Source organism: Maricaulis sp. (assembly GCF_048270265.1).
Classification (GTDB): domain Bacteria; phylum Pseudomonadota; class Alphaproteobacteria; order Caulobacterales; family Maricaulaceae; genus Maricaulis.
In genome coordinates this window covers 85,663-96,641 of record NZ_JBLWTD010000004.1, presented here as the reverse complement: position 1 = coordinate 96,641, position 10,979 = coordinate 85,663, and the positions used below count along the sequence as shown (strand labels likewise).

At 63.1% G+C, this 10,979-nt stretch carries 9 protein-coding genes; 3 read left to right on the top strand and 6 right to left on the bottom strand.

Going from position 1 to position 10,979, the window contains the following annotated elements; all coding sequences use genetic code 11:
- Window positions 1-3: 3 nt before the first annotated feature.
- Complete coding sequence (locus tag ACN0YF_RS03425; protein WP_417493356.1) at window positions 4-1,611, bottom strand: antiporter; 1,608 nt, start codon at window positions 1,609-1,611, stop codon at window positions 4-6.
- A 92-nt stretch (window positions 1,612-1,703) separates the two neighbouring features.
- Window positions 1,704-3,029, bottom strand: coding sequence for an MFS transporter (locus tag ACN0YF_RS03420; protein ID WP_417493355.1), 1,326 nt, complete (start codon window positions 3,027-3,029; stop codon window positions 1,704-1,706).
- Between the two features lie 245 nt (window positions 3,030-3,274).
- On the opposite strand from ACN0YF_RS03420, the gene ACN0YF_RS03415 reads away from it, so the two are divergent.
- Complete coding sequence (locus ACN0YF_RS03415; protein WP_417493354.1) at window positions 3,275-3,973, top strand: helix-turn-helix domain-containing protein; 699 nt, start codon at window positions 3,275-3,277, stop codon at window positions 3,971-3,973.
- Complete coding sequence (mobA, locus tag ACN0YF_RS03410) at window positions 3,957-4,508, top strand: molybdenum cofactor guanylyltransferase (protein ID WP_417493353.1); 552 nt, start codon at window positions 3,957-3,959, stop codon at window positions 4,506-4,508. Before ACN0YF_RS03415 ends, mobA begins: the two co-directional genes overlap by 17 nt.
- Window positions 4,509-4,554: 46 nt before the next feature.
- Here mobA and ACN0YF_RS03405 read toward each other — a convergent pair whose 3' ends face one another.
- The 4 genes from ACN0YF_RS03405 to ACN0YF_RS03390 form a co-directional block, all read right to left on the bottom strand.
- Window positions 4,555-5,739 carry an NnrS family protein gene (locus ACN0YF_RS03405; protein WP_417493352.1) on the bottom strand — a complete coding sequence of 395 codons (1,185 nt, stop codon included), beginning with the start codon at window positions 5,737-5,739 and terminating at the stop codon, window positions 4,555-4,557.
- A 390-nt stretch (window positions 5,740-6,129) separates the two neighbouring features.
- Window positions 6,130-7,290, bottom strand: a complete 1,161-nt coding sequence (locus tag ACN0YF_RS03400; protein WP_417493351.1) for a methyl-accepting chemotaxis protein — start codon at window positions 7,288-7,290, stop codon at window positions 6,130-6,132.
- 47 nt (window positions 7,291-7,337) lie between these two features.
- On the bottom strand, window positions 7,338-7,916 hold the full coding sequence (locus ACN0YF_RS03395; protein ID WP_417482822.1) for a PAS domain-containing protein: 579 nt from the start codon (window positions 7,914-7,916) through the stop codon (window positions 7,338-7,340).
- A gap of 364 nt (window positions 7,917-8,280) precedes the next feature.
- Complete coding sequence (locus ACN0YF_RS03390; protein ID WP_417493350.1) at window positions 8,281-9,096, bottom strand: uracil-DNA glycosylase; 816 nt, start codon at window positions 9,094-9,096, stop codon at window positions 8,281-8,283.
- 192 nt (window positions 9,097-9,288) lie between these two features.
- Here ACN0YF_RS03390 and ACN0YF_RS03385 point away from each other — a divergent pair, with 192 nt between their 5' ends.
- Window positions 9,289-10,962: an electron transfer flavoprotein-ubiquinone oxidoreductase gene (locus tag ACN0YF_RS03385; RefSeq protein WP_417493349.1), complete on the top strand. Its 1,674-nt coding sequence runs from the start codon at window positions 9,289-9,291 to the stop codon at window positions 10,960-10,962.
- Window positions 10,963-10,979: the final 17 nt, after the last annotated feature.

Here is a 10,979-nt window from a genome sequence, read left to right as displayed (position 1 = left end):
CTCCTATGGGTTTTTCACGTAGGCGCCGGGGCGCAGATAGAACCACCAGTTCAGGGCAATGCAGACGACGTAGAAGGCGGCAAAGCCGTAGAGCGCGATCTCCGGCGTCGTGGCGCGGATCTGTTCGCCGAACACTTGCGGGATGATGAAGGCGCCATAGGCGGCAACCGCCGAGGTCCAGCCCAGCACGGGCCCGGCCTGTTCGCGGTCAAACACGACGGCGATGGTGCGGAAGGTCGAACCATTGCCGATGCCGGTCGCGGCAAACAGGATCAGGAAGAGCACCAGGAAGGGCACGAAGAACTCTTCCGGGGCGGCTGACCCGTACGCCTGCTTCATGCACCAGGCGACGCCGAGCGCAGCGAAGACCATCACCACCGAAACGATCTGGGTGACCAGCGCGCCGCCGAACTTGTCGGCGATCTTGCCGCCAACCGGCCGGATCAGGGCGCCGATGAAGGGACCGGTCCACGCGAACATCAGGGCGCTCGGGCCGTCGGCATTGATTGTCGTGTGGGTCATCACGCCATCGACCAGCAGGTGCTGGAAGCCGAAAATGACCTTGATGGCCAGGCCGAAGGCGGCGCTGTAGCCGATGAAGGAACCAAAGGTCATCGTGTAGATGACGGTCATCGACCAGGTGTGCTTGTTGTTGAAGATCTTGTACTGGCGCTCGAGGCTCTTGTGGATCGGCCCCGGGATGAGTTTCAGCGCATAGACCGTCGCGGCGATCACCAGCGGCAGGACCAGCCATTTCGACACATTCCAGCCTGAGCCGCCGGCATCGGCTGGCAGCATCAGCCACAGACCGGCCGAGGCTGTGACCAGGCCGATCGCCAGCATGCCGAGGATTTTGCCGAAAGCCGCAACGGGCGTTCCGATATTCGGCGAGACGTGCTCGTCGCGGATATTGTTCATGCCGACCCAGGTCGCGATCACGACCGGGATCAGGATGGCGACCCAGATGAAGCCGGCATTGTGCAGGAAGGTCGCCGTGCCCGCCGGGATGCGGCCGATCAGCGTGCCCGACGTGTTCTGAAGCACCATCGAAGTGCCACCAAACATGCCCACGGTCATCACCAGCGGGATCAGGATCTGCATTGTGGTGACGCCGAAATTGCCGAGGCCGGCATTCATGCCGAGCGAATAGCCCTGGATCTTTTTCGGGAAGAAAAAGCTGATATTCGACATCGAGCTGGCGAAATTGCCGCCACCGAAGCCCGACAACAGCGCCATCAGCTGGAATTGCCAGAGCGGCGCTTCCGGGTTCTGGAGAATGATCGCCGTGCCGGCCGAGGGGATCAGCAGCAGGGCCGTCGTCAGGAAGATCGTATTGCGCCCGCCGGCCAGCCTGATGAAGAAGGTCGAGGGGATGCGTAATGTCGCGCCGGACAGGCCGGCAATGGCGGTCAGGGTGAAGAGTTCAGCCTGGGTGAAGCCATAGTTCAGATTGATCATCTGAACCGTGATGATGCCCCAGTAGAGCCAGACGGCGAAGCCGCACAGCAGGGCGGGAATTGAAACCCACAGATTGCGCGTCGCAATCGCTTTGCCGGTGGCTTCCCATTGTGCGGGATCGTCCGGATTCCAGTTCTTCAGGTCCTTGCCCATCAGGGGCTCCTTGATCTGTCTTGTTGGCTTCCCGGACCCCACCGGCGGCTGTTCCGGGGAGGAGAGTGAGCGCGGTGAGGTCCGGGCCCGTCTCAGTTCGTAACTGGGGCGGGAAGCGGGTTGTCAGGCATGTCGGAGAGGTATTTCTCCGTCGCGAGTTCTGGATGTTTGCGGTGTTCCTGGCGCCGGATGGCGACGTGCATCCAGACCAGCGAGACGGCGACGAGGACGAACATCAGCATGAAGCAGCTGGTCCAAATCCCGGTCAGGTCGTTGACGATGCCGAAGGAGATCGGCAGCACGAAACCGCCCAGCCCGCCGATCATGCCGACCAGGCCGCCCACCCCGCCAACATGGTGCGGGTAATAGACCGGGATGTGCTTGTAGACGGCGGCCTTGCCGAGCGACATGACGAAGCCGAGCGCGATCGTCAGGGTCGCGAAGACCGGCACGCTGGTCACCAGGCTGAAGGCGATCGGGCCGTTGATGCCATCGACGACATAATGGGTGGGCGGGTAGCTCAGGATGAAGAGGCAGATCAGCGAGACGATGAAGGTGAAATACATCACCGCGCGGGCGCCGAACTTGTCGGACAGCCAACCACCCAGCGCCCGGAAAATCGAGCCCGGCAGCGAATAGGCTGCGGCCAGCATGCCGGCGACCTGAAGCTCGAGCCCGTAGGCGCCGACATAATAGCGCGGCAGCCAGGAGGCGAGCGCCACAAAGGCCCCGAAGACGAAGAAATAATAGGTCGCGAAACGCCAGACGCGCGGGTCACGCAGCGGTTCCAGCTGCATCAGGGCCGAGACGGGTTTCTCACCGCTCTTGCGGCGCGCCACCAGGGCCGGGTCGTCCTTGGTGAAGACCCAGAACAGGATGGCGATCAGTGTCAGGGCGGCGGCATAGATCTGCGCCGTCTGTTGCCAGCCGAAGGCCACGACAAGGAAAGGTGCGCCGAAATTCGTCACCGCCGCGCCAACATTGCCGGCGCCGAAAATCCCCAGTGCCGTGCCCTGTGACTTGGCGTCATACCAGCGCGAGACATAGGCGATGCCGATGATGAAGGAGCCGCCGGCCAGCCCGACACCAAGTGCGGCGAGCAGGAAGAGCGGATAGCTGTTGGCGTGCGAGAGCAGGAATGTGGCCAGTGCGGTGGTGAGCATCTGGATCGGGAACATCACCCGGCCGCCATATTGCTCGGCCAGGACCCCGAGGAAGATACGACTGATCGAGCCCGTCAGGACCGGGGTGGCGACCAGCAGGCCAAACTCGGTCTCGGACAGGCCGAGCTCCTGTTTGATCCGCACGCCGATGATCGAGAAAATAGTCCAGACGGCGAAGCAGGCGGTGAAGGCGAGCGTGCTCATCCCCAAGGCCCGGGCCTGTTGCCCTCGCGTCACGTTCTCAAGCGAATCCATGAAACATCCCCTGTGTCCCGTCCCGGTGTGGTTGCGATCCGGGATTAGCGTTACGGGGAAGCGATCACCCCGGCAACCGGTCAGCGCGCCGCGCGTCCGATTGCCGCAAGTATTTGGAATAAAATGTATTTTGTATCATACCCACTAAATTTAAGTGGGTTCAGAACTTGTGATTGTTCACGGCGCCGATTGATCTTTATCAAAGATGCCCTATAGGTTTTACGGTAGCCGAGCCGGAGCGCGAAATGAGGCCAGAAGATTGCGAATCAGTCCGCGCACTCTCCCTGTTCAAGGAGATGGATGCGGACGTGTTCGAGGATTTGGTTGCCGCGGCCTATCTGCAGCGTTTCCCGGCGCAGATCGAATTGATCAAGGAAGGCGACCCGGCCGACTTTCTCTACATCATGGTCGAGGGCTGCGTGGAGTTGTTCTCCTCGGCCAATGGCCGGGAATCGACCATGGCGATGGTGCGGCCAGTCTCGACCTTCATCCTGGCGGCCAGCATCAAGGACGCCCCCTATCTGATGTCGGGCCGGACGACCGAACCGAGCAAGATCCTGCTGATCCCGTCGGATGATGTCCGCCATGCCTTTGCGACCGACGAGGCCTTCGCCCGGGCTATCGTCGTCGAGCTGGCCAATTGCTATCGCGCTGTCGTCAAATCGATGAAGAATCTTAAATTGCGCACCTCTGTGGAGCGCGTGGCCAACTATATCCTGCGCATGCAGGTGCGCGCTGGCGGCGCCAATGTGCTGGAATTGCAGATCGGCAAGCGGACGCTGGCCTCGATGCTTGGCATGACGCCGGAGAACCTGTCGCGCGCCTTCAGCGCGCTGCAGGCGCACGGTGTGACGGTCGAGGGCCGCCGCATCACGATCGAGGATGGCGAGCGGCTCGCCCGCTACGCCAAACCGACACGGTTGATCGATGACCCGGCCGGTTGAATCCGGCCGGCTCGCCGGACTGATCCTCGCCGGCGGCCGGTCCGAGCGGATGGGGCAGGACAAGGCGGAGCTCGCCTGGCGTGGCCAGACCCTGCTGGCCCGCGCCCGTGCCCTCCTGCTCGCGACAGGCATTACAGCCATCCATGTCGGCGGACGGCCGCAGGAGGCCGACGGCCTGCCTGACAGTCAGCCGCATGCCGGCCCGGCCCGCGCCATCATCGACGCGGCCTGTCTGCTGCACGAACGGTATGACAGCCTGCTGGTGATACCTGTGGACATGCCCCTGCTCGAGCCCCGCCAGCTCGCCCCCCTGCTTGCGGGCCCGTCCGGACAGGCTCTCCACTGGGCCGGGCAGCCGCTGCCGGCGCTGGTACCGATTGCGCCATGCCGGGCGCTGCGGGACGAGGATATCCATTCCATCAAACGCCTGCTTGCGAGCCTGAGGGCCGAGGCGCTGCCGCTGACGGGGCCGATCGCTGCCTTCAGCAATATCAATACGCCGGACGCACTCGCCCGCTTGAATACGGAAGACTGAGAGCGCCTGCACACCTGATGCCCGCGCCGGACATGCGACGGGCGAGCTAGCGGCTCGCCGCCGGTTGGGCTCCGAGCAGCATCGGCGCATAGCCAATACAGAAAAGCAGGAATGCGCCGCTCCACAGCGTGGCACCGGCCATCAGAAGGGCGGGGTCATTGTCCCTGAGCGCTGCGCAAACCCGCAGTATCGCGCCCAGATGTGCCAGTGCATAGATCAGCGTCGTCACCCGGTTGGCGGTTCGGGGGCGGCCGGTATGGCCGAGGCTGGCACGCGTCATCACCGCCAGTGTCATGGAGCCGATAAGCCCCGCTGCCATCGCGTGCAGGCCCGCAGACGCCGGCATTGCGGCTGGCCAGAGAATGCCGGCACCGATCAGTGCGGCCGCAATCCCCAGCCAGGCATAACCGGCGTGCAGCGACCAGACGAGCGGTTCGGAAAGGGTCGCAAACCCCTTCCACCGCGCCAGCCGCACGGTCTGGGTCAGCCCGGCCAGCAGGAGCAGCATCCCCGTGACCGGCTGGAAGGGAATAGCGATCCAGCACAGAAGGGCGAGGGCCAACAGGGCAATCGATGCCTTGTCATAGGCTTTCATTGGTCCCGGCATGGTCGCTGTGTGCGGACTGTTGATCGAGGCCAGCCAGTTCCGGGTGAAGCTTGGAACAATCCGGCCCCCGATCACCGCGATCAACAGGGCAGCAACCGCGAAAGTGCCGCGGATGGCCGCCAGGTAAGCGGCCGGAAAATGAAACAGGAGATGGGAGAGGGCGAACAGGGTGAGCAAACCCGCGACGGGCACATTGCGCCAGTTCTTGCCCGCCAGGACTTCGCGCAAGGCCACGGCGGCGAGCGCGAACAGAAAGGCGACATCGATGATCGTCGCGATCAGGCCGTCGGCGCTCACCATCACGATACGTCCGGCAAGCCAGAGCGCAAACAGGGCGGCCAGCCCCTTGCCGGCAACCGGTGCGCGGCCGGTCCAGTTCGGGATCGCCGTCAGGGAAAACCCGCAAATGATCGCGGCGAGATAACCGTAAAGCATCTCATGGGCATGTCCGGCGAGGCCGAGCGATGCCCGGGCCCCGAGCCCGCCCCCGGCATATTCCCACACCCAGAGCGGCACGAGCGCCGAAGCCCACAAGGCCCCGGCAAGGAAGAAGGGCCGAAACGCATTTTGCAGGAAAGGCGGCGCGGCACGACGCAGCGCACCCCTGTCAGCGACTCTGTCCATTTTCGGGCCCTTGATCTGACGGATCTTGATATTGATCAAGTCTACAGGGTGGCGCGATTTCGCCGATGAGACGCATTGTCACGGGAGCCATCGCTACGGCACCGAGGCCCCTTGGCGCGGAAGGTTCTGCATGGCGCGCTGGCCACCTGGCATCCCCCGGGCGTTCCTGGTCTCAGACATGAAGGGTTTCGCCGCCCTGTAAAAGGGCTTCGTGGATCGCCACGTCAGACTGTCCGGAAAGGTTTGACCGGGCGCCTCGACCCCGGGGCGGCGGGGTCAGTATTGGGGCATTCAGGGCGTAGCCTCCCGGGCGCCCGGTCAGGTGCAGGATTATGCTTAACGCTCAGAACAAATCAAGAACAAAATTTCACGACCAGTTGATCAACGGCCTCAGCCGACCCGGCGCAATTCGCCCAGGAAGTCGACGATATTGGTCCGCAGATTGATCAGATTGCCTTCCTGCTCGGCCAGAACGTTTGAGGACTGGACGACCGTGGAGACCGTATCCCGGGTCTGATCTGTGGCCATCTGCACCGCGCTGATACCGCTCGAGACGCTGCGCGTCCCCTGGGCCGCTTCATCGACGCTTCTTGCGATCTCGTTGGTGGCGGAGCTTTGCTGCGTCACCGAGGCCGCGATCGCGCTGCAGGCTGCGTTGATGTCCTCAATGGCGGAGCTGATTGTCGCGTTCGCGGACACAGCCTCGACCGTACTCGTCTGGAGGGCGTTGATCTGGGCGCTGATATTCTCGGTGGCCCGCGCGGTCTGCCCCGCCAGCGTCTTCACCTCCTGGGCGACAATGGCGAAGCCCCGGCCGGCATCGCCGGCGCGCGCAGCCTCGATGGTGGCGTTCAGCGCCAGAAGATTGGTCTGTTCGGCGATAGCATTGATCAGATTGACCACCTCGCCAATGTTCCGCGATACGGCGCTGAGATTCTCGATCTGGGCGTTCATGGAGTGCGATTTCTCGACGGCGGCTGCAGCGAGATCGGTTGAATTGGCGGTCTGGCGGTCGATTTCTCCGATCGAACTCGTCAATTCCTCGGCGGCAGCGGCGACACTTTGCATATTGGTCGATGCCTGCTCGGCGCCGGCCGAGACATTGATGCATTTCTGGTTCGCCGTGTCGGTGATGGTGTTCAGCCCTGCGGTGGCATCATTGAGGTTTTCGATCGTGGTGGAAACGCCTGACACGACATCGCCCAGTTCCGCTTCAAGCCGTGTGGCAAGGTCAACGGCCCCCTCATGGCGTGCCTTGATCGACAGGATGGTGGCATTGATCGACTGCGCTGCATTGCGGAAGCCGCCGACCATCCCCGTCTCGGATATCAGGCGGAAATGCTTGTTCTGGCGCACATAGTCGAAGCAGGCATGTGACTCGCGCAGATAGGCGTCGGCCCGATCGATCAACAGGTTGATCGCCAGCTCCATCTCCGCAATTTCCGGATCGGACGAGATGTGGGTGATGCGCTGCTCGAAATCGCCATTGGCGACGGCGCGCACGATTTGGCCGGCCCGGCGAATGGCTTTGCGGTCATTGCTTTCGAACATGTGGGACTTCCTTTGCAGGGCATTTCGCGTGGCAGATGTGCGCTCGGTCAGTGATCCTGCCCGAGGGTGCAGACGAACTGGTCGTATTCGAGACCGAGTTCGGCGAGCTTGCTGTTCAGCATTTCAGTGGAAGCGGCGAGGGCCTGTTTCGGGCGTTCATGCCGGCGCTCTTCGGCGCGCAATTGCGCATAGAGCGGGATGATGTGCTCCTGCACGACCCGGCGCTCCGGCTTGCGCCGGTTTGAGTGATAGCCGACGATTTCACCGGCATCATTGAAGCTGGGGGTGACATGGGCATGGACCCAGTAATGGTCGCCATTCGTTGCGCGGTTCAGCACATAGGCGAAGATCTCGCGCCCGTCCTGGATCGTCTTCCACATCAGGTCGAAGACGCAGCGCGGCATGTCCGGGTGGCGGATCAGATTGTGGGGCGCGCCCAGGCATTCGCGCTCTGTCAGGCTGGACAGCGACTGGAAGACCTCATTGGCATAGGTGATATGGCCTTTGAGATCGGTCTTGGTGACGATCACCTGATCGTCGGGGAAAGTGCGCTCCTTGCCCGTCAGCTGATCGATTTGCGGTGCGCGTCTCGCCTGCCGCAGTTGTGAATTTCTGAGTCCTGTCATGCCGTTTGCCTGCGAGTTGGGGGCGTTTCGGCCGACAAGCTCGGTGCCGGAGGTTAATCGATCCTGAAGCGCAGGGCTTGCGAGTCAGCGCCGTGGCCGGGCCGGAATATCCGGTACCAGCCGGGCAAACAGTTGAAGGTTGTGCGAGGTCCGTCCGGCCCGAGAATATCGACGTCAAAATTCGTTGAAAGACGAGGTAATTATTCCAAAAAGCCGGGAAATTCAGGTTGATAGTGCTCGGCGCTCATGGGTGGTTCGCCGCAGCATGCCGCCACGCGCAGGCAGGGCGATGGCGGTGGAGACTGTGTCGGGACGGTCAGCCGCGACCGGATGCCGCACTAGCCCGGCAGCGAACCGGCCGCACTCAGGCTTCGAGCCGCTTGGCGAGCGTCAGCATGTCCTGCCAGACGAAGCGTTTCTCCGTTGGCCGGCGCAGCAGATAGGCCGGGTGGAAGGTTGGCAGGGCCGGGATGGTCTTGCCGGTTGGCTCGCCAGCTGCATCGCGGATGGCGTAATCGGCCCACTTGCCGCGCAGCTTGGTGATGCTCTCGCTGGCGCCGAGCAGGGATTGTGCGGCGATACCGCCCGCGAGGACGAGAATGTCGGGCTCAACCAGGGCAATATGACGTTCGACCAGCGGCAGGCAGGAGGCAATCTCCTCCTGCGTCGGGCTGCGATTGCCCGGTGGCCGCCAGTTGAGGATATTGGTGATGTAGATCTGCTCGCCGCCGAGGCCGATCGAGGCGAAAATCCGGTCGAGCAGATGCCCGGCCGGGCCGACAAAGGGCTCCCCGGCAAGGTCTTCGTCGCGGCCGGGGGCTTCGCCGATGATCATGATTTTCGCCTGCGGATTGCCGCGCGCAAACACCGTATTGCGGGCGGTGTTGCGCAGCGGGCAGCCGTGGAAGCTCTCGATCGCGGCGCGCAGGGTTTCCAGCGTCGGCGTGTCGGCCACCAGTTCGCGGGCGCTCGGCCCGTCGCTGGCGGCATCGCCGAAACCGGCAGCCTTGGCCGAGGCGGCCGTCGCGGCGGCGGGGCGCCCTTCGGATGCGCGGGCCGGTGAGCCTGCAGCCTGTCCTGCTCCGGCCTGTGCCGCCGGGGCCCGGCTTGCCGCAGGCGCGCGCGGCCGAACGACCGGTTCGTCGAGCGGAATACCGGCATCCTCCCACCAGGCGATCAACGCCTTGAGGGCTTTTTCATCCGACGAGGTGAGGGCGGGAGCGGGAATGATTGGGCCTTACGTGAACGTCAACGTCAAAAAACTTGCTCTCCTGCGCGGCAAGCGCTGGAAGCTGGCGCGATCCTAAGCTATGACCGGATACCCGCAAGCCGGATATGTATCGAATCCGAAGAGACAAGAGGTCGCCGCCCCATGACTGACGCCCCCATCGAACGCGAATCCATGGATTATGACGTTGTCATCGTTGGAGGCGGGCCTGCGGGCCTGTCCGCCGCGATCCGTCTGAAACAGCTCGCTGCCGAAGCCGGGACCGAGGTCTCGATCGCCGTGCTGGAAAAAGGCGCCGAAGTCGGTGCGCATATCCTCTCCGGCGCCGTGGTTGATCCCAAGGCGCTCAATGAGCTTTTGCCCGACTGGAAGAATATGGGCGCGCCGATCAGTGATCCTGTGAAGACCGATATCTTCGAAGTGCTTGGCCATCACGGTTCGATCAGCCTGCCGACCATCTTCTTCCCGCCGCTGATGAGCAATCATGGCTGCCATATCGTCTCGCTTGGCAATGTCTGCCGCTGGCTCGGCGAACAGGCTGAAGCGCTGGGCGTCGAGATCTATCCCGGTTTCCCGGCCGCGGCGCTGGTCGAGGAAGATGGCGCCATCAAGGGCGTGGTCACCGGTGATTTCGGCGTCGCCAGGGATGGTTCCCACAAGGATGGCTACCAGCCGGGCATGGAATTGCGCGGCAAGTACACGCTGATCGGCGAGGGCGTGCGCGGTTCGCTGGCCAAGCAATTGATCGAACGCTTCGACCTCTCCGCCGGCAAGGAGCCGCAGAAATTCGGTATCGGCCTGAAAGAGCTGTGGCGCGTGAAGCCGGAGAACCACAAGCCCGGCATGGTCAAGCACACCATGGGCTGGCCGCTCGACGGCAAGACCGGTGGCGGCTCCTTCATGTATCACTATGGCGAGAACCTGGTCTCGATCGGTTTTGTCGTTCACCTCAATTACAAAAATCCCTACCTCTCGCCCTTCGAGGAATTCCAGCGCCTGAAGACGCACCCGGCGATCAGCGCGACTCTGGAAGGCGGCGAGCGCCTGTCCTACGGCGCCCGCGCCATCACCGAGGGCGGCTATCAATCCGTGCCGAAACTCGCCTTCCCGGGCGGGGCGCTGATCGGCTGCTCGGCCGGCTTCGTCAATGTGCCGCGCATCAAGGGCAGCCATAACGCCATGAAGACCGGCATGTTGGCCGCGGAAGCCGCCTTCGCCGCGATCCAGTCGGGCCGCGCCCATGACGAGCTGAGCGAATACCAGACGGCCTACGAGAATTCCTGGGTCGCCAAGGACCTCAAGCGCGTGCGCAATGTCAAACCGCTCTGGTCGAAATTCGGCACCCTGCTGGGCGTCATGTTTGGCGGCATCGATATGTGGTGCAACACGTTGCTGGGCGGCTGGTCGCCCTTCGGCACGATGAAGCACGGCAAGACCGATGCGGCCAGCCTTGAGCCGGCGGCGCAGCACAAGCCGATCAGCTACCCCAAGCCTGATGGTGTGCTGACCTTCGATCGCCTGTCCTCGGTCTTCATCTCCAACACCAATCACGAGGAAGACCAGCCGGTCCACCTCAAGGTCGCCGACCTGTCCCTGCAGGAAACCTCGGAACTGGCGGTCTTTGCCGGACCGTCGACACGTTATTGCCCGGCCGGGGTCTATGAGTGGATCAAGGATGAGACGACAGGGCAGGAGCGTTTCCAGATCAACGCCCAGAACTGTGTCCACTGCAAGACCTGCGATATCAAGGACCCGAACCAGAATATCAACTGGACGACGCCCGAGGGCGGCGGCGGTCCGATGTATGCCAATATGTAGGCCATGAGTGCAGGGCC

Excerpts from the sequence above, each read along its gene's own strand:
- ACN0YF_RS03425 (WP_417493356.1), bottom strand. The coding sequence starts at position 1,611 with ATGGGCAAGGACCTGAAGAACTGGAATCCGGACGATCCCGCACAATGG.
- ACN0YF_RS03420 (WP_417493355.1), bottom strand. The coding sequence starts at position 3,029 with ATGGATTCGCTTGAGAACGTGACGCGAGGGCAACAGGCCCGGGCCTTG.
- ACN0YF_RS03415 (WP_417493354.1), top strand. The coding sequence starts at position 3,275 with ATGAGGCCAGAAGATTGCGAATCAGTCCGCGCACTCTCCCTGTTCAAG.
- mobA (WP_417493353.1), top strand. The coding sequence starts at position 3,957 with ATGACCCGGCCGGTTGAATCCGGCCGGCTCGCCGGACTGATCCTCGCC.
- ACN0YF_RS03405 (WP_417493352.1), bottom strand. The coding sequence starts at position 5,739 with ATGGACAGAGTCGCTGACAGGGGTGCGCTGCGTCGTGCCGCGCCGCCT.
- ACN0YF_RS03400 (WP_417493351.1), bottom strand. The coding sequence starts at position 7,290 with ATGTTCGAAAGCAATGACCGCAAAGCCATTCGCCGGGCCGGCCAAATC.
- ACN0YF_RS03395 (WP_417482822.1), bottom strand. The coding sequence starts at position 7,916 with ATGACAGGACTCAGAAATTCACAACTGCGGCAGGCGAGACGCGCACCG.
- ACN0YF_RS03385 (WP_417493349.1), top strand. The coding sequence starts at position 9,289 with ATGACTGACGCCCCCATCGAACGCGAATCCATGGATTATGACGTTGTC.